General features: G+C 60.6%; 13 protein-coding genes. 8 read left to right on the plus strand and 5 right to left on the minus strand.

Annotated features, from left to right (window positions below):
• Window positions 1–4: 4 nt before the first annotated feature.
• On the minus strand, window positions 5–1429 hold the full coding sequence (gene ccoN, locus TX24_RS03950) for a cytochrome-c oxidase, cbb3-type subunit I (protein WP_003193158.1): 1425 nt from the start codon (window positions 1427–1429) through the stop codon (window positions 5–7).
• A gap of 79 nt (window positions 1430–1508) precedes the next feature.
• Here ccoN and TX24_RS03955 point away from each other — a divergent pair, with 79 nt between their 5' ends.
• Window positions 1509–2201 (plus strand): alpha/beta family hydrolase, encoded by a 693-nt coding sequence (locus TX24_RS03955; RefSeq protein ID WP_003193156.1) that lies wholly within the window; start codon window positions 1509–1511, stop codon window positions 2199–2201.
• Window positions 2202–2316: 115 nt separating this feature from the next.
• Here TX24_RS03955 and TX24_RS03960 read toward each other — a convergent pair whose 3' ends face one another.
• Together TX24_RS03960 and TX24_RS03965 are read right to left on the minus strand one after the other, a co-directional pair.
• Window positions 2317–3882: a methyl-accepting chemotaxis protein gene (locus TX24_RS03960; protein ID WP_003193153.1), complete on the minus strand. Its 1566-nt coding sequence runs from the start codon at window positions 3880–3882 to the stop codon at window positions 2317–2319.
• 205 nt (window positions 3883–4087) lie between these two features.
• A complete protein-coding gene (locus tag TX24_RS03965) occupies window positions 4088–4879 on the minus strand; it encodes a CPBP family intramembrane glutamic endopeptidase (RefSeq protein ID WP_003193151.1) in 792 nt (263 codons plus the stop codon).
• 421 nt (window positions 4880–5300) lie between these two features.
• Here TX24_RS03965 and TX24_RS03970 point away from each other — a divergent pair, with 421 nt between their 5' ends.
• Window positions 5301–6161, plus strand: coding sequence for a DMT family transporter (locus TX24_RS03970; RefSeq protein ID WP_034136158.1), 861 nt, complete (start codon window positions 5301–5303; stop codon window positions 6159–6161).
• A gap of 112 nt (window positions 6162–6273) precedes the next feature.
• Here the strand turns inward: TX24_RS03970 and TX24_RS03975 are convergent, their stop codons facing one another.
• Window positions 6274–7155, minus strand: a complete 882-nt coding sequence (locus TX24_RS03975) for a DMT family transporter (protein WP_034136157.1) — start codon at window positions 7153–7155, stop codon at window positions 6274–6276.
• Window positions 7156–7316: 161 nt separating this feature from the next.
• Here TX24_RS03975 and aceK point away from each other — a divergent pair, with 161 nt between their 5' ends.
• From aceK to TX24_RS04000, 5 genes are all read left to right on the plus strand, one after another.
• The gene (aceK, locus tag TX24_RS03980) at window positions 7317–9026 is read left to right on the plus strand and encodes a bifunctional isocitrate dehydrogenase kinase/phosphatase (protein ID WP_003193146.1); all 1710 of its coding nucleotides are present in this window, start codon (window positions 7317–7319) and stop codon (window positions 9024–9026) included.
• A gap of 207 nt (window positions 9027–9233) precedes the next feature.
• Complete coding sequence (gene hrpA, locus TX24_RS03985; RefSeq protein ID WP_057709752.1) at window positions 9234–13145, plus strand: ATP-dependent RNA helicase HrpA; 3912 nt, start codon at window positions 9234–9236, stop codon at window positions 13143–13145.
• Window positions 13146–13459: 314 nt separating this feature from the next.
• Window positions 13460–14581: a beta-ketoacyl-ACP synthase III gene (locus tag TX24_RS03990; RefSeq protein WP_003193141.1), complete on the plus strand. Its 1122-nt coding sequence runs from the start codon at window positions 13460–13462 to the stop codon at window positions 14579–14581.
• Window positions 14582–14704: 123 nt separating this feature from the next.
• Window positions 14705–15319 (plus strand): RNA polymerase sigma factor, encoded by a 615-nt coding sequence (locus TX24_RS03995; RefSeq protein WP_003193139.1) that lies wholly within the window; start codon window positions 14705–14707, stop codon window positions 15317–15319.
• On the plus strand, window positions 15313–15549 hold the full coding sequence (locus tag TX24_RS04000; RefSeq protein WP_003193137.1) for an anti-sigma factor family protein: 237 nt from the start codon (window positions 15313–15315) through the stop codon (window positions 15547–15549). Before TX24_RS03995 ends, TX24_RS04000 begins: the two co-directional genes overlap by 7 nt.
• A 104-nt stretch (window positions 15550–15653) precedes the next feature.
• On the opposite strand, the gene TX24_RS04005 is transcribed toward TX24_RS04000, so the two are convergent.
• A complete protein-coding gene (locus TX24_RS04005) occupies window positions 15654–16976 on the minus strand; it encodes a putative porin (RefSeq protein ID WP_003193136.1) in 1323 nt (440 codons plus the stop codon).
• A 285-nt stretch (window positions 16977–17261) separates the two neighbouring features.
• Here TX24_RS04005 and TX24_RS04010 point away from each other — a divergent pair, with 285 nt between their 5' ends.
• Complete coding sequence (locus TX24_RS04010) at window positions 17262–18386, plus strand: GNAT family N-acetyltransferase (protein WP_003193134.1); 1125 nt, start codon at window positions 17262–17264, stop codon at window positions 18384–18386.
• Window positions 18387–18428: the final 42 nt, after the last annotated feature.

An 18428-nucleotide genomic window follows, 5' to 3' on the forward strand; every position in this document is an offset into this window, starting at 1 on the left:
CTCCTCAGGCCATTTGCGCGGCAGCGGTGACTTCGGCAGGTTGCGCCGAACGCACGGTGCGCCATGTGTTGTAAGCCATCAGGAACATGCCGCTGAGGAAGATAGCACCGCCCACCAGACGCACGATGAAGCCTGGGTGGCTGGCCACCAGGGTTTCGACGAAGGAGTAGGTGAGGGTGCCGTCTTCGTTGACCGCACGCCACATCAGGCCCTGGGCGATGCCGTTGACCCACATCGACGCGATGTAGAGCACGGTGCCGATGGTGGCCAGCCAGAAATGCGCGTTGATCAGGCCGAGGCTGTACATCTGCTCGCGACCGAAGATTTTCGGGATCATGTGGTACAGCGCGCCGATGGAGATCATCGCCACCCAGCCCAGCGCCCCGGCGTGTACGTGGCCGATGGTCCAGTCGGTGTAGTGGGAGAGGGCGTTGACGGTCTTGATCGCCATCATCGGGCCTTCGAAGGTCGACATGCCGTAGAACGCCAGGGAGACCACCAGAAAGCGCAGGATCGGGTCGCTGCGCAGCTTATGCCAGGCGCCCGAGAGGGTCATCATGCCGTTGATCATGCCGCCCCAGCTCGGTGCCAGCAGCACCAGTGACATCACCATGCCCAGGGACTGCGCCCAGTCCGGCAGAGCGGTGTAGTGCAAGTGGTGCGGGCCGGCCCAGATGTACAGGGTGATCAGCGCCCAGAAGTGCACGATGGACAAGCGATACGAATACACCGGGCGTTCGGCCTGCTTGGGCACGAAGTAGTACATCATGCCGAGGAAGCCCGCAGTGAGGAAAAAGCCTACTGCGTTATGCCCATACCACCACTGCACCATGGCATCCGTCGCACCGCCGTACAGCGAGTAGGACTTGGTCAGGCTGACCGGGATTTCCAGGTTATTGACGATATGCAAAATGGCCACGGTGATGATGAACGCACCGAAGAACCAGTTGCCCACATAGATGTGCTTGGTCTTGCGTTTCATGATCGTGCCGAAGAACACGATGGCGTAGGCGACCCAGACAATGGTGATCAGGATGTCGATCGGCCATTCCAGCTCGGCGTATTCTTTGGAGCTGGTGTAGCCCAGTGGCAGGCTGATCGCGGCCAGCAGGATCACAAGCTGCCAGCCCCAGAAGCAGAACGCGGCGACTTTCGGCGCGAACAGCTGCGTCTGGCAGGTGCGTTGCACCGAGTAAAAGGAGCTGGCGAACAGCGCACAGCCACCGAACGCGAAGATCACCGCGTTGGTGTGCAAAGGGCGCAGGCGGCCGAAGCTGGTCCAAGGCAAATCGAAGTTGAGCGCAGGCCAAACCAATTGGGCGGCGAGAAAAACCCCGAGCCCCATGCCGACGATGCCCCACACCACCGTCATAATGGCGAATTGGCGGACCACCTTGTAGTTATAGGCGGTACTTAAAGTAGTGTTCATGGTTCCCCATCCACGGTTCAACCCAAGCAAATGCGGCACTTGGGCTGGAGTTATAGGCAGACTAAAAAGCGAGGCAAGCATGGGCAAAGAGCACAAGGCCAGTATTGACGGGGATCAATGGGCGCAGTGTGTACGGGAACATGGCTGGTTGTGGGATGTCGCCACGGGCACGACGTCGGGTGAGCCGGTCACGCTGATCCTAGCCCACGGCGCCGGCGCACCGATGGACTCGGCGTTCATGAACGACATGGCTGCACGCCTTGCCGCGCATGGCGTGAACGTGTTGCGCTTCGAGTTCCCGTACATGGCCCAGCGCCGCTTGGACGGGGGCAAACGCCCGCCGAATCCGGCGCCGAAACTGCTGGAGGCGTGGCGTGAGGTGTATGCCCAGGTGCGACGTCATGTCGCTGGGAAACTGGCGATTGGCGGCAAGTCCATGGGCGGGCGGATGGCCAGTTTGTTGGCCGATGAATTGGGCGCCGATGGGTTGGTGTGCCTGGGCTATCCGTTCTATGCGGTGGGCAAGCCAGAGAAACCCCGGGTGGAGCACTTGGCTGCGCTGAAGACGCCGACGTTGATAGTGCAGGGCGAGCGCGATGCCTTGGGCAATCGGGCGGCGGTAGAAGGTTATGACTTGTCAGACAGTATCGAGGTGATGTGGCTGGTGGCGGGGGATCATGACTTGAAGCCGCTGAAGGCTTCGGGGTTCAGCCATGAGCAGCATCTGGAGGCGGCGGCGGTGCGCGTCGCTGAGGTTCTCAGGGGTTGTTGATCGTTCCCGCGCTCCGCGTGGGAATGCAGCCCAGGACGCTCTGCGTCCCCCTCTAAAATTGTGACGCAGAGCGTCACAGGAGGCGTTCCCACGCAGAGCGTGGGAACGAGCCCGTTCAGCGGTTAAAACGCTCCACCAGCGAATACTGGGTATTGGCGGTATGCGTCAACTCTTCACTCAGTTGCGCCGAGTTCATCGCCTGCTCCGAGGTCTGGTCCGCCAACAGCGCAATGGTGCTGATATTGCGGCTGATCTCCTCGGCCACCGCGCTTTGCTCTTCGGTAGCAGCAGCAATCTGGGTGGTCATGTCGGTGATATTGGCCACCGCCTCACTGATGCCCACCAAGGCCTGGTCGGCTTCCATCACCCGCGCTACACCTTCTTCAGCCTGGCGGTGCCCGGCGTCCATGGTTTGCACGGCGGCAGCCGCCGTGTGTTGCAGCTTGGCAATCAGGGTATGGATCTGCCCGGTGGATTCGGCCGTACGCTGCGCCAGTTGGCGCACTTCATCGGCGACCACCGCGAAACCACGGCCCATCTCACCGGCACGCGCGGCTTCGATGGCGGCGTTGAGCGCCAGCAGGTTGGTCTGGTCGGCGATGCCTTTGATCACATCAACCACGCCGCCGATTTCATCGCTGTCCTTGGCCAGTTGCGTGACGGTCACACCCGTCTCGCCCACCGCCACCGACAGCCGCTGAATCGCCTCGCGGGTTTCCCCGGCGATATCGCGGCCGCGCCCGGTCAGGCGGTTGGCTTCCTGGGTGGCATCGGCGGTGCGCTGCACGTGGCTGGCCACTTCCTGGGTGGTCGCCGCCATCTGGTTCACCGCAGTGGCCACCTGTTCGGTTTCCACGCGCTGGCGTTCCAGGCCGCTGGAGCTGTTGTGCGCCAGGGTGTTGGACTGCGCCGCCTGGTCGTTGAGGTGCTCGGCGGTGTCCTGCAGGCGGGTAAGACAGGTCTTCAGACGCGCTTCCTGGCTGAGGATCGACATTTCCAGACGCGCTTGTGCGCCACGGCTGTCGGTGTACATCTGCGCGATCAACGGGTCGGACGTGGTCTGTTCGGCCAGGCGCAGCAAACGCTTGAGACCGCGCTGTTGCCAGCTCAAGCCCAGCAGGCCCAACGGCACCGACAGCGCCGCTGCCAGGGCAAAGCCCCATTGGGAGGTGAGGGTGGCGCCGATCATGAAGCTCAGTTGGCTGACCAGGATAAACGGCAGCCAGTCCTGCAGCACCGGCAGCCACTTGTCCCGCTGGGGAACGGCCGACTTGCCCTGGTTGATACGTTGATAGAGCGCTTCGGCCCGGCGGATCTGCTCGGCGGTGGGCTTGATGCGCACCGATTCGTAGCCGATCACCTGGTTGCCGTCGAAGACCGGCGTCACATAGGCGTTAACCCAATAGTGGTCACCGGTCTTGCAGCGATTCTTGACAATGCCCATCCATGGCAAGCCTTGTTTGAGCGTGGACCACATATGCGCGAACACGGCCGGCGGCACATCCGGGTGACGCACCAGGTTATGTGGGGCGCGGATCAGTTCTTCGCGGGTGAACCCACTGATTTCGACAAAGGCGTCGTTGCAGTAGGTAATCACACCCTTGGCATCTGTGGTGGAGATCAACCGTTGCTGAGCGGGGAAGGTACGTTCGCGCTGGGTAACGGGTTGGTTATTACGCATGATTGTTCAATCCGCAAGGCTTTCAGGGGGTATCGGCCATGCGGGGCATTTATTTAACTTATTTTTGCAACAATCCTGCGAACGGTGTTGCCCCTGTAGGAGCGAGCTTGCTCGCGAAACACTCAAGGGCAACGCGTTCATTCAGGATGCCCGCGTTAGCGTTGAAGTCCTTCGCGAGCAAGCTCGCTCCTACAGTAAGGAAGGTTTAGCCTGCGAGCATCGGGTAGGTGAACAACCCGAAGTGCAGCAGATTCAAGCCAAAGTGCGTGGCAATCGCCGCGCCGAGCCCGCCAAAGCGATAGGCCAGGCCGTAACCCACGCCGGCAATACTCGCCAGCAGCATCCACTGCCAACCCGCAGCAAAATGCACCAGGCCGAATAACAGCGAGGCCAACAGCAGCGCGAGGTTCTCGCCATAGGGCAGGTGTTTGAAGCGTCGGCTCAGGCCGCCCTGGATATACCCGCGAAACAGCGCTTCTTCGACCAACGTCACCAGCAGCAGGTTATTCAACACCCACAGCCACGCCTCGTCCGGCCATTTCGGCGCCCAACTGATCATCCCTAGCAGCGCTGCGCCACCCAGGGCGGCGATGGCGGCCAGGGTCAGGGCCACGGCCGTGACGCAGATCGACAGGCGCAATGAGCGTCGCGCCACAATCCATGGGCAGGCCAGCAACAGCCAGAAGCCGATCAGGGGTTTGTCCTGGTTCAGGTACATCGAGAAGGGCACTGAGTCCGGAGTAAAACGCTGGGGCGCAATACCGCGGCCGTTATAGAAACCCGGCAGCCAGTGCATCGCCAGGCCCAGGGCCAGGACAATAAACAAGCCGTGACCCAGGTAGCGCGCCCAAGGGTTGCGTTGCTGGCGCACGGCGTACCCGGCCACCAGCAGCAGTGCGATGGAGACCGCCGCCAGTACGCCCAGTTGGCCGTAGATCAAGGCCACGACATAGCCAATGGAAAGTAGGGTGAGGTACAGCCAGGGCAAAGCAATCATGTGAAATCCTTCGAAAAATCCGGGCAGCATTATAGCGAGTGGCCAGGTTCCAGGGCATGAAAACGCCTCCACGTACAAGGCAAGGGGGAAAGGATTGCAAAGTATGTTTGCGGCTGGTTATAGTCGTCGCGTCTTAGTCCCTTCAAAAAAGATCAGCACATGCCAGCTTCCCAGCGCATAGCGGTAGTCGATTCAGCGGTCAACGCCGTGGTCGTGCCGTGCCGAGGCAAGCAGCCTGCGCAGATCAGTCATTACCCCCCACCTGTCAGTAGCACGCCGGTGCACGCAGTCGTAGCACCGCCGGGTGTTGGCATTTCGGGCTGATCAGCGATTCGCTGTTGCCCGTGCCTGCCTGAAAAAAACCTACTGAAATTCAGTTTTTTACTGAGTCGGCTTTTTTGCCTGATAACAGGTGGTAACCATGTCTGTGCTTTCAAAACAATCCGTGGCCGCGGCGGCCTCGACGAGCGTGTTTGTCTTGCTGTGGAGCAGCGGGGCGATCTTCTCCAAGTTGGGCCTGGCCCATGCTTCGCCCTTTGCATTTCTGTTGATCCGGTTTGCCATCGCCCTGATGGGGTTGGTGGTGTTGGTACCCATCCTCAAGTTGAAGCTGCCTCGTCCCGGCAAACCCCTGCTGTATGCGGCGGCGACGGGCTTGGTATTGCTGGGGGCCTACCAGATTTTCTATCTGCTGGCCCTGGACCTCAACGTCACCCCCGGCGTGATGGCGACCATCATGGGCGTGCAGCCGATCCTTACCGTGGTACTGATGGAGCGCCAACGCTCCTGGCGCCGGCTGTTCGGCCTGGGGTTGGGGTTGGCGGGCTTGATCATGGTGGTATATCAGGGCATCGGGCTGGCGGGCATGTCCCTGGCGGGGATGCTGTTCGGGCTGCTGGCGCTGGCGAGCATGACGTTTGGCTCGATCATGCAAAAACGCATCACCGACAATCCCTTGGGCACGCTGCCACTGCAATACCTGGCCGGGTTGCTGCTGTGCGCGGTGTTCGTGCCGTTCCAGCCGTTCCACTTTGAACACAGTGCGCGTTTTTACCTGCCGGTACTGTGGATGGGGCTGGTGGTGTCGGTACTGGCGACGCTATTGCTGTACCGCCTGATCGCCCGGGGCAACCTGGTGAATGTCACCAGCTTGTTCTACTTGGTGCCGGCGGTGACGGCGGTGATGGACTACCTGATCTTCGGCAACCGCCTGGCCCTGTTGAGCGTGTTGGGAATGGCGTTGATCATCGTCGGGTTGGTCTTCGTGTTCCGTAAAAACTAAAAACCACTCACTGTAGGAGCGAGCTTGCTCGCGAAGAACGTCAACGATAACGAGGGCATCCTGAATGAACAGGGTGCTCTCGGGTTTTTCGCGAGCAAGCTCGCTCCTGCAGTTATTTGGACCAGCGCAGCACCAACCACAGCGCCCCGGCAATCAACACTCCGCCATACAGATGGGCCATGGACAACGGCTCATCCAACAGCAACGCCCCCCACAACACGCCGAACGGCGGAATCATGAAGGTCACAGTCATCGACTTGACCGGGCCAATGGATGACAACAGGCGGAAGTACAGGATGTAGGCAAACGCCGTACACACCAGCCCTAGCCCCAGCAGCGACGACCACACCTGCCAGCCGCCCCAGCTCGCCGGTGGATGGCTGATGGCGCTGTAGGCAAAGAACGGCAACAGAAACAACGTCGCCCCCAACATGCTGCCCAAGGCCGAGAGACGGCTGTCCAACCCGCCGCGCTGGTCCAGCCAACGCCGCGCCAGGAAACCGGCAAAGCCATAGCAGGTGGTTGCCAGCAGGCACGCCAATGCGCCCATCAATAATTCCAGATCAAAGGCCACCGGCCCCGCACGCGTGAGCACGGCAACGCCAAACAGCCCCAAGGCGACACCTGCGATTTTCGACGGCGTCAGGCGTTCGCTGAAAAACAATCCGCCAATCAGCACGCCCATCAGCGGTGTGGTGGCGTTGAAAATCGCCGAATAACCCGCCGGCAGTACCTGCGCCGCCACTGAATACATGGTCGCCGGAATCCCGGAGTTGATCACCCCCAGCAGCAAAACGGTTTTGAACTTGCCCTGGAAATCCCAGCTCACGCGCATCATCGCCAGGATCACCAATAAACCCGCGGCGGCAATCGACACGCGGAAGAACGCGGTGGGCACCGTGCCGATTTCCGGCGCGATCATGCGCATAAACAGGAAACTCGCGCCCCAGATGGCAGCCAGCCCCAGCAGATACAGGGTGTCAACAGGTCTCACGGAAAACTCCTACGCCAATCGGGCGCAGAAGTGTTGCCCAGCGGGCAGGTCGGCACAATGGCTAATTGCAGTCAGTTCACCGCCGTGCAAAATCATTCTTCTCCTGCCTCGGTTCACTGGCTAAGCTCTGGGCTTCCAGATACCCGTTCGAGGTTTCCCGCATGTCGCAGTCCGCCCTCGCTATCGCCCGGATGATCCTCGACGGTTTCGACGATTACCGTGAGCACTTCCGCCAGATCACCGATGGCGCCCGTGAGCGTTTCGAGAAGGCCCAGTGGCAGCAGGGGCAGGCCGCGTCGGCCGCGCGCATCAACCTCTATGAAGAGAAGGTCGCTGAGGTCACGACCCGCCTGCGCGCCAGTTTTGACCCTGCGGCGTTGCAGGACATCGGCCAGTGGCCCCTGGTAAAAAGCGCCTATATCGGCCTGATCGATCTGCGTTTTGACGATGAACTGTCCGAGACCTGGTACAACTCGATCTTCTGCGGCCTGTTCAGCCATGACCTGATCAGCGACGGCTGTATGTTCATTCACACCACCCGGCCTAGCCTGCGCCGGGCGCGGGCGGCGCAAACCCGTATCTACACGCCGGCCGGTAAAATAGCGGACATGCTCGCGCAGGTTTTCTCTGACTACAGCTTCAGCGAGCCCTACGCCGACCTGCCCGCCGACCTGCGCCGCCTCGAAGCCCAGTTGCGTGAAAACCTGCCGGATTGGGTGTGCAAGGACCCAGACCTCAAGGTCGAGTTGTTTTCCTCGGTGCTGTACCGCAACAAAGGCGCCTACCTCGTGGGGCGCATCTACACGCGCGACGAACAATGGCCGCTGGTGATTCCGCTGCTGCACCGCGAAGGGCGTGGCATTCAGATCGATGCGTTGATCACCGACGAAGCCGACGTGTCGATCATCTTCTCGTTCACCCGTTCCTATTTCATGGTCGACGTGCCCGTGCCCGCGGAATTCATCGGCTTTCTCAAGCGCATCCTGCCGGGCAAGCACATTGCCGAGCTGTACACCTCCATCGGTTTCTACAAGCACGGCAAATCCGAGTTCTACCGCGCGCTGATCAACCACCTGGCCACCACTGATGACCAGTTCATCATGGCCCCCGGTGTGCGTGGCATGGTCATGAGCGTGTTCACGCTGCCGGGTTTCAATACGGTGTTCAAGATCATCAAGGACCGCTTCTCGCCGTCAAAAAATGTCAACCGCGCCACGGTGATCGAAAAGTACCGCCTGGTAAAAAGCGTCGACCGGGTAGGGCGCATGGCCGATACCCAGGAGTTCGCCGACTTCCGCTTCCCCTTGAGCAAGTTCGAGCCCGAGTGCCTGGCCGAGTTGCTGGAAGTCGCCGCCGGTACTGTGGAGGTAGAGGGCGACACCGTGCTTATCCGCCACTGCTGGACCGAGCGACGCATGACCCCGCTCAACCTCTACCTCGACAACGCCAACCCCGCCCAGGTGCGCGAAGCGTTGGAAGACTACGGCCTGGCGATCAAGCAACTGGCGGCGGCGAATATCTTCCCCGGCGACATGCTGCTGAAGAACTTTGGCGTCACCCGCCACGGCCGCGTGGTGTTCTACGACTACGACGAAATCTGCTTTCTCACCGAAGCCAACTTCCGCCATATCCCCGCGCCGCGCACCCCCGAGGATGAAATGGCCTCCGAGCCCTGGTACTCCATCGGCCCGCTGGATGTGTTCCCCGAGGAGTTCCCGCCGTTCCTGTTTGCCGACGCCGGGCAACGCAGATTGTTCGATGAGCTGCATGGCGAGCTGTACAACGCTGATTACTGGAAAGGCCTGCAGGACGCGATTCGTGCCGGTAAGGTGATCGACGTGTTCCCCTACCGCCGAAAAGACCCTCTGTAACGCATTCCCCCCTTGTGGGAGCGGGCTTGCTCGCGAATGCGGTGTGTCAGTCACAGATGTATCAACTGAACCACCGCTTTCGCGAGCAAGCCCGCTCCCACATTTTGGTTCGGTTTACTCCCGTTGCAGCTCAACCGGCTGCCCGCTCGGCTGCTTTTCTGCCACACTTGCCGGCCGTGCATAAATAGATGACCGTCGAACTAGCTGATGACAGACCAAGCACCCACCCTCGACCAACTGCTCAAAACCCTCGATCACGCCATGCTCGCCGACCGCCACCGCTTGCGGCGCCAGTTGCTTGAGCTGCGCAAGAAGCCCGACGAGGAGAAGCTGGCGCAGTGGGTGGCGCGCATGCAGGCATCGTGCGCGCAGGTCACGGCGCGGCGCGCCAGCCTGCCGGTGATTCGCTATGACGACAGCCTGCCGATTGCCGCCAAGCGCGATGAGATCAAGGACGCGCTGAACAAACACCAGGTGCTGATCATCGCTGGTGAGACCGGCTCGGGTAAAACCACGCAGTTGCCAAAAATCTGCCTGGAAATCGGCCGCGGCCAGTTCGGCCTGATCGGCCATACCCAGCCGCGCCGGATTGCGGCGCGCAGTGTCGCCAGTCGCGTCGCTGAAGAACTGGCCACGCCACTGGGCGCGTTGGTCGGCTATCAAGTGCGCTTTGAAGACCAGAGCGATGCCAACACCCTGATCAAGCTGATGACCGACGGCATCCTGCTGGCCGAAACCCAGAACGACCGTTACCTGGAACGCTACGACACGATCATCGTCGACGAAGCCCACGAACGCAGCCTGAACATCGACTTCCTGCTCGGCTACCTCAAGACCCTGTTGCCGCGTCGCCCCGACCTGAAAGTCATCATCACCTCGGCCACCATCGACCTGGAGCGCTTTTCCAAGCATTTTGACGATGCGCCGATTGTCGAGGTGTCGGGCCGTACCTTCCCGGTGGACACTTGGTACCGCCCGCTCACCCTGGAACAGGACGAGGAGGGCAACCGCGTCGAGGACGACCTGACTGTCGACCAGGCGATCCTTGCTACCCTCGATGAAATCGCCGCCTATGAACGCAGCGAACGCCGCAGCCCTGGCGACGTGCTGGTGTTTTTGCCCGGCGAGCGCGAGATTCGTGACGCGGCCGATATGCTGCGCAAGGCCCAGCTCAAACACACCGAGATTTTGCCGTTGTACGCACGGCTGTCGCCGGCCGAGCAGCAGCGCATTTTCCAGTCCCACCCGGGCCGGCGCGTGGTACTGGCGACCAACGTCGCGGAAACCTCGCTGACCGTGCCGGGCATTCGCTATGTAATCGACAGCGGCACGGCGCGCATCAGCCGCTACAGCTACCGCGCCAAGGTGCAGCGTTTGCCTATCGAGGCGATTTCCCAGGCCAGCGCCAACCAGCGTAAAGGCCGTTGCGGCCGGGTTGAGCCGGGCATTTGCGTGCGCTTGTACAGCGAAGAAGATTTTATCGCGCGCCCGGAATTCACCGACCCGGAGATCCTGCGTACCAACCTGGCCGCCGTGATCCTGCAGATGCTGCACCTGCGCCTGGGCGAGATCACCGATTTCCCGTTTATCGAACCGCCGGATGGCAAGGCCATCAGCGACGGTTTCAACCTGCTGCAAGAACTCTCGGCGGTGGACCGCAACAGCCAGCTCACACCGCTGGGCCGCCAGCTCGCCCGCTTGCCGGTGGACCCGCGCATGGGTCGCATGTTGCTGGAAGCGGCCAAGCTCGGCAGTTTGCAGGAAGTGCTGATCGTCGCCAGCGCCATGTCGATCCAGGACCCACGCGAGCGGCCGCCGGAGCGTCAACAAGCGGCCGACCAAGCCCACGCACAGTGGAAAGACCCGGATTCGGACTTCGCCGGGTTGGTCAACCTGTGGCGCGGTTTCGAGGAGCAGCGCCAGGAACTGACCGCCAGCCCGTTGCGCAACTGGTGTCGCAAAAACTTCCTCAACTACTTGCGCCTGCGCGAGTGGCGTGATTCCCATCGCCAGTTGAGCCTGATCTGCCGCGACATGCAGCTGAGCCTCAACAAAGAGCCCGCCGACTATCCGAAGCTGCATAAAGCCGTGTTGTCCGGCCTGCTCAGCCAGATCGGCCAGAAGACCGAAGACGGCGACTACCTCGGGGCGCGGCAGCGACGCTTCTGGATTCACCCGTCTTCGGGCATCGGCAAGAAGCGCCCGCAGTGGCTGATGACCGCCGAACTGGTGGAAACCACCAAGCTCTATGCACGCATGGTGGCGAAAATCGATGCCGATTGGATCGAACCGCTGGCCGGGCACTTGATCAAGAAAAACCACTTCGAACCCCATTGGGAGAAGAAGCGCGGCCAGGTGGTGGCGTTTGAGCAGATCACCCTGTTCGGGCTGATCGTGGTCGGGCGCCGGCCGGTGCATTACGGGCCGATTGACCCGGTGGCGTCCCGCGAGCTGTTTATCCGTGAAGGCCTGGTACGTGGCGAGATTCAGTCCCGTGCCAAGTGCCTGACGGCCAACCAGAAACTGCTGGAGCAACTCGATGAGCTGGAAGCCAAGGCTCGCCGTCGCGACATCCTGGCCGACGAAGAAACCCTGTACGCCTTCTACGATGCGCGCTTGCCCGCAGAGATTCACCAGACCGCCACCTTTGACAGTTGGTACAAGGTCAACAGCCAGAAAGACCCGCAACTGCTGATCATGCGCGAAGAGGACGTACTGGCCCGCGAGGCCAGTGAAGTCACCGCCGCGCATTACCCGGACACCTTGCACTTGGGCGACCTGGCCCTGGCCTTGAGTTACCACTTCGAACCCAACCACCCCCGTGACGGCGTGACCCTGCGGGTGCCGGCGCCGTTGTTGCCGGCGTTGCCAGCCGAGCGCCTGGAGTGGCTGGTGCCGGGGTTGATCGAAGCCAAGTGCATCGCCCTGGTGCGCAACTTGCCCAAGGCGCTGCGCAAAAACTTCGTGCCGGTGCCGGACTTCGTCAAGGCCGCGCTGCAACGCATCGAATTCGGCCAGGGCTCGTTGCCCCAGGCGCTGGGGCGTGAATTGCTGCGCATGACCGGTGCGCGGGTCAGCGATGAGGCGTGGGCCGAGGCGGCGCAGCAGGTGGAAAACCACCTGAAGATGAACCTGGAAGTGGTCGACGGCCAGGGCAAGTTCCTCGGCGAAGGCCGCGACCTGGCCGAGCTGACCGCACGGTTCGCCGAAGCCAGCCAGGCCGCCTTGGCCGTGCCGCAAACCGCGAAAAGCCAGCAACCGGTAGAGGCCAAGGTGTTTGCGGCGGTGGCGCAAAAGACCCAGCAAAACATCGCCGGCCTGTCGATGACGGTGTACCCGGCCCTGGTGGAAGAGAACGGCGCGGTCAAGGAGGGGCGCTTCTCGACTGCCGCCGAAGCCGAGTTCCAGCACCGTCGCGCCTTGCAGCGCCTGCTGATGCAGCAATTGGCGGAACCGGCGAAATTCCTGCGCGGCAAATTGCCGGGCTTGACCGAGTTGGGCCTCATGTACCGTGAACTGGGGCGTATCGACGCGCTGGTCGAAGACATCCTGCTGGCCAGCCTCGATACCTGTGTACTTGAAGGCGAAGATAGCCTGCCACGCGATGGCGCTGGCCTGGCAGCCTTGGCTGAACGCAAGCGCGGCAGTTGGACCGAGCACGCCGAGCGCCTCGCGCGCCTGACCCTGGAGGTGCTGAAGCTCTGGCACGGCCTGCAAAAGCGCTTCAAGGGCAAGATCGACCTGGCCCAGGCCGTGGCCTTGAACGATATCAAGCAGCAACTGAGCAACCTGGTGTACCCAGGCTTTGTACGGGAAACCCCGGCCCAGTGGTTCAAGGAACTGCCGCGTTTTCTCAAGGCCATCGAGCTGCGCCTGGAAAAACTGCCGAGCCAGGTGCAAAAGGACCGTGTGTGGAGCAGCGAGTTGGGCGGTTTGTGGGCGCAGTACCAGAACCGCCTGAACAAACACACCCAGGAAGGCAAGCGCGACCCGCAACTGGAGCTGTACCGCTGGTGGCTGGAGGAGTACCGGGTGTCGCTGTTTGCCCAGCAGTTGGGTACCAAGGTACCGATTTCCGATAAGCGCCTGAGCAAGCAATGGAGCCAGGTAGAGCCCTGAACCCCTGGCCCACCTGTAGGAGCGAGCTCGCTCGCGAAAAACGTCAACGATAACGCGGGTATCCTGGATAAGCGCGTTGCCTGTGGGTTCTTCGCGAGCAAGCGCGCTCCTACAGGCATTAGGGCAAGCCCCATCCCACAATGGGATGTTTGTCTGGCCTATAGCGCCAAATCCCCAGGGTTGTGGCAAACTTCGCGGTTACAAGAGTGAATAAAAGCATTGCCAGTTTGATGCCCGCTGGATGACATCAAACCACTTTAAGTTTGGTACGACGGTACCAATATCTTCTGCCTGACAGATTTAGAGGAACGACCGTGCATAACGTCGTCATCAGCGGCACTGGCCTGTACACCCCGGCCAACAGCATTTCCAACGAAGAGCTGGTGCAGTCTTTCAATGCCTACGTACAACAGTTCAACGCCGACAACGCCGCCGCTATCGAACGTGGCGATGTGCAGGCGCTGACCGAGTCGAGCGCGGCATTCATCGAAAAGGCATCCGGCATCAAGAGCCGTTTTGTGATGGACAAGGACGGCATCCTCGATCCGCAGCGCATGGCTCCACGCCTGCCCGAGCGCAGCAACGACGAATGGTCGGTGCTTTGCCAGATGGCCATCGGTGCCGCCGAACAAGCCCTGCAGCGCGCCGGCAAGACCGCCGCCGATATCGACGGCGTGATTGTCGCCTGCTCCAACCTGCAACGCGCCTACCCGGCGATCGCCATTGAAGTCCAGGAAGCCTTGGGTATCCAGGGTTTCGGTTTCGACATGAACGTGGCGTGTTCCTCGGCCACCTTCGGCATCCAGAACGCGGCCAACAGCATCCAGTTGGGCCAGGCCCGGGCGATCCTGATGGTCAACCCGGAAGTCTGCACCGGCCACCTGAACTTCCGTGACCGTGACAGCCACTTCATCTTCGGTGATGCCGCCACGGCGGTGATTCTGGAGCGTGCTGACCTGGCGACGTCCGAACATCAGTTCGACGTGGTGAGCACCAAGCTGCTGACCAAGTTCTCCAACAACATCCGCAACAACTTCGGCTTCCTCAACCGCACCGCGGAAGAGGGTATCGGCGCTCCCGACAAGCTGTTCGTGCAGGAAGGCCGCAAGGTGTTCCGTGATGTCTGCCCGATGGTGGCCGAATTGATCGGCGAGCACTTGGCAGAAAACCAGCTGAGTGTCACCGATGTGAAGCGCTTCTGGCTGCACCAGGCCAACCTGAGCATGAACCACCTGATCGTGAAGAAACTGCTGGGGCGCGACGCGTCGGTGGAAGAAGCGCCAGTGATCCTCGATACTTACGCCAATACCAGCTCGGCCGGCTCGGTGATTGCGTTCCACACTTATCAAGATGACCTGCCCAAGGGCGCGGTTGCCGTCCTCAGCTCCTTTGGCGCCGGGTATTCGATTGGCAGTGTGATCCTGCGCAAACGCTGAGTATGTGGGAGCTGGCTTGCCTGCGATGGCATCACAGTGGTGTGCCTGATACACCGAGGTGTCTGCATCGCAGGCAAGCCAGCTCCCACAGGGTCGGGGGTGCACTTTTAGATCGAGGTTTGAATGGCAGCAGCGGACGACACGCACCTGCTTGAACGCCTGCTCAAGGGTGAGCAGCAGGCTTATAAGGAATTGGTCAACACCTACCAGAGTGCAATGCGGGCAGTGGCCTATGCCATCGTCGGCCAGCGCCATGCCGATGAGGTGGTGCAAGATGCCTGGCTCTCGGTGGTGCGCAACCTGGCCAAGTTCGAAGGGCGATCCAGCCTCAAGACGTGGTTATTAACCATTACTGCCAACTCCGCAAAGAGTCGTTACAAACAAAATCGTCGGGAAGTGCTGCTCGACGACTTGCCCTCACCCCACGGCACTATCGGCGATGACCGCTTCAGCCCCGATGATGGCCATTGGGCTGTCGCCCCGTATGCCTGGCACCAGGACACCCCGGAAGCGCTGCTGACCGAAGATGAATTGCGCCAATGCCTGGAGCATACGATTCTGAGCTTGTCCGAATTACAAAGCAGTGTGCTGGTGTTGCGTGAACGCCAGGGCCTGGAGCTGGAAGAGATCTGTAATCTTCTCACCCTTTCACTCTCCAACGTCCGTGTGCTGTTGCATCGAGCACGGCTTAAAGTCTTCGCCACGGTGGAGCATTTTGAGGAAACGGGCGAATGTTGACCTGTAAAGAGCAAGTAGCGCGTTCCAGTGACTATCTCGATGGGCAATTGACCTTTCGGGAGCGTCTTATGGTGCGTCATCACTTGATGTTTTGCCCGAACTGCCGGCGCTTTATCCGTCAGATGCGCCTGATGCAGGCGACGCTCAAGCGTATGCCGCAGGAGCCGGTGGAGGGTGTGGATGCGCTGGCTGAACAACTGGCGGCCGAGCGGCGTAAAGACATCATGTAGGAGCGAGCTTGCTCGCGAAGAACGTCAACGATAACGCGGGTATCCTGGAGAACCGCGTTGCCTGTGGGTTCTTCGCGAGCAAGCTCGCTCCTACAAGTTAAGCATTAGAACTTGGCTTCAGCATCCAGTTGCAAGGTGTTGGTGTCGGCATCCCGCTGGGTCCGGCTGGCAAAGTCAGCCTTGGTCAGGAAGTAGGTGGCGCCGATGGCGAAGTTCTTGTCGATGTCGTAGCTGACTTTCATCTTGTGACCGCGCGAACCGGTGGTGCCGTTGGCGAAGTCCGAATCGGTGAAGGCGCCTACGACGGCATTACGTTGAACGTCGCGGTAGTTGTAGTCCAGGTTCAAACCGAACACCTTGGACTTGGCACCCAGCAACCAGGCGGTGTCCTGGTCGGTCACCGCATCGTTGTTTTTCACGTACTGGCCGTAGAACGACAGCGGCACAGCCAGGCCACCGATGTCTGCTTGCGCAAAGCCTTCGTACAAGCGGAATTCGTTGTTGGCCGAGTTGCCGTTGACCGCCAATGCGCAAGGCGTGGTGGTGGTTGTGCAACGGCTGTCTTCGTCATTCTTGTAGGCGTAGATGCTGCCGCCCAAGGTCATTTTCAGGTTGTCGGTGACCGAGAAACGCGTACCCAACTGGCCGGACGTCAGGCGCAGGTCATGGCGAAATTGCACGCCGTCACCGTCCACGTTGTCCTTGAGGTTGTAGTTACCCAGGCTGCCGAACAGTTCTGCGCTGCTCCCCAGCGGGTATTTGTAGGTGACGGCCAGGCCTTCAGGGTTGATGTCGCTATCCCAGATCACGTCGCCCATGTTCACCCACGGTTGCAGCATCTTGCCGCCGATCACGTGCAGGTTCTTGATCTGGTCCGGGTGGTAGTCGATGTAGCCGAGGTCCAGCCAGATCGATTTCTTATCGAAGTAACCATCCTGGTCCTGGTTAGTGGAACGTGCATCGTCGCCGCCGCCGGTGGCGATACGGATACCGGTGTCCACTTGCGGGTTGATTTCGGTGTAGGCACCCAGGCGGGCACGGATACGTTGACGGTCCTTGTCACGCCCACCGTTGTTGGGCTCGCCGTCGATCTTGATGGTTTCCTGACGGAAGCGCACATCACCCTTGAACTGGGTCTTGGCTGCCCAAGCCAATTTCTGGTCGAAGCTGCTCAGCTCGTTGGTTTTTTTCGCAGTGGCCGCGATCTGCTCGTTGGTCTCTTGTTGAGCCTGGCGGGCGATCTGTTGTTCTTTCTGATCCCTGGCCAGTTCCATTTGCAGTTCGGTGTACTGCGCCGCGGTGATCTGGCCGTTGGCCTTGAGCATGTCGAGCAATTTAGCGTCGACTGCAGCGCTGGCCGGAACGCTCAGTGCCAGCAACAGGCCGCCACACAGGACCGCCGCAGTTTTAGTGGAAGCAAGACGCATATCAATCTCCGAAAGTGAGGAGGGAGGGCAACACCCTCCAGGACACAACCGACCCATGACGGACGGAAAAAATGTCGCCCGGTAGACCCGGACGCTCTAAAAACTGGCGTCAGTATCGCGACCGTTTATGACGGAGTAGTGGCTAAGTGATTTCATCTAGATGACAAATCGTTACGCTACGGAACTAAGGGTTTTGACGTCTGTCCGCGTGTTTTCTGGGTGTGTGTGCGGCTGTGATCAGCGATACTCGCCAGGTTTTCATGCCAAGAAACAATGAGGATGCCGATGCCGTTGCAACGCCTGGACAGCCTGTCCGATATCGCTGCGCACACGTGGGATGCCCTGATGCCACAGGCCCAGCCGTTTATGCAGCATGGGTTTCTGAGCGCGCTGGAAGACAGCGCCAGCGTCGGCCCGCATTCGGGCTGGCAGACGGAGCATTTGCTGCACTGGGAAGGCGACCGGTTGATGGCGGCATTGCCGGGTTATCGAAAATGGCATTCTTATGGCGAGTACGTGTTCGATCACGGCTGGGCCGACGCCTGCGAGCGCGCTGGCATCGACTACTACCCCAAGTTGCTGACGGCCGTGCCGTTCAGCCCGGTCGGTGGGCCGCGCGTGTTGGCTGCCAGTGCCGCAGACGCTTTCGAATTGCTCAATAGCCTGCCGGGGTATCTGGAGATCGAAGGCCTGTCGAGCGCCCATATCAACTTTACCGATGCCCTCGCCGATGAAGCCATGGCCCAACACCCCGGCTGGTTGCAACGCCTGGGTTGTCAGTTTCATTGGCAGAACCGAGGCTACCGCGACTTCCAGGATTTCCTCGACGCCCTGAGTTCACGCAAGCGTAAACAGATGCGCAAAGAGCGCGAACAAGTGGCGGGGCAGGGTATCGAGTTCGAGTGGTTGCAAGGCCACGAGCTGAGCGAAGCCCAATGGGATTTTGTCTACGCCTGCTACGCCAACACCTACGCGGTGCGCCGGCAATCGCCCTACCTGACCCGCGCGTTTTTCAGCCTGCTGGCTGAGCGCATGCCCGCAGCCATCCGCGTAGTTTTGGCCAAACAAGGCACGCGCCCGGTGGCCATGGCCTTCAGCCTGCTTGGTGGCGACAGCTTCTATGGCCGCTACTGGGGTTGCCTGGCGGAATTCGACCGCCTGCATTTCGAAACCTGTTTCTACCAAGGCATGGACTACGCCATCGCCCATGGCCTGCAACGCTTCGATGCAGGTGCCCAGGGGGAGCACAAATTGATTCGCGGGTTTGAGCCTGTGATTACGCGCTCATGGCACTATTTGCGCCACCCGGGGTTGAAGAACGCTGTGGAAGATTTTCTTGAGCGCGAACGGGTGGGGGTTCTGGCGTATGCCGAAGAGGCGAGGGCGGCTTTGCCTTATCGGCAGGTCTGAACCATCGGTCTGGCAACCCTGCTGACTAACAATAAAACCGCT

Source organism: Pseudomonas lactis, assembly GCF_001439845.1.
GTDB lineage: Bacteria > Pseudomonadota > Gammaproteobacteria > Pseudomonadales > Pseudomonadaceae > Aquipseudomonas > Aquipseudomonas lactis.

What these genes read in the sequence shown, in the direction of transcription:
- ccoN (WP_003193158.1), bottom strand. Translation starts at nt 1,429, where the DNA reads ATGAACACTACTTTAAGTACCGCCTATAACTACAAGGTGGTCCGCCAA.
- TX24_RS04000 (WP_003193137.1), top strand. Translation starts at nt 15,313, where the DNA reads ATGTTGACCTGTAAAGAGCAAGTAGCGCGTTCCAGTGACTATCTCGAT.
- TX24_RS04010 (WP_003193134.1), top strand. Translation starts at nt 17,262, where the DNA reads ATGCCGTTGCAACGCCTGGACAGCCTGTCCGATATCGCTGCGCACACG.
- TX24_RS03960 (WP_003193153.1), bottom strand. Translation starts at nt 3,882, where the DNA reads ATGCGTAATAACCAACCCGTTACCCAGCGCGAACGTACCTTCCCCGCT.
- hrpA (WP_057709752.1), top strand. Translation starts at nt 9,234, where the DNA reads ATGACAGACCAAGCACCCACCCTCGACCAACTGCTCAAAACCCTCGAT.
- TX24_RS03995 (WP_003193139.1), top strand. Translation starts at nt 14,705, where the DNA reads ATGGCAGCAGCGGACGACACGCACCTGCTTGAACGCCTGCTCAAGGGT.
- TX24_RS04005 (WP_003193136.1), bottom strand. Translation starts at nt 16,976, where the DNA reads ATGCGTCTTGCTTCCACTAAAACTGCGGCGGTCCTGTGTGGCGGCCTG.
- TX24_RS03955 (WP_003193156.1), top strand. Translation starts at nt 1,509, where the DNA reads ATGGGCAAAGAGCACAAGGCCAGTATTGACGGGGATCAATGGGCGCAG.
- TX24_RS03965 (WP_003193151.1), bottom strand. Translation starts at nt 4,879, where the DNA reads ATGATTGCTTTGCCCTGGCTGTACCTCACCCTACTTTCCATTGGCTAT.
- TX24_RS03970 (WP_034136158.1), top strand. Translation starts at nt 5,301, where the DNA reads ATGTCTGTGCTTTCAAAACAATCCGTGGCCGCGGCGGCCTCGACGAGC.
- aceK (WP_003193146.1), top strand. Translation starts at nt 7,317, where the DNA reads ATGTCGCAGTCCGCCCTCGCTATCGCCCGGATGATCCTCGACGGTTTC.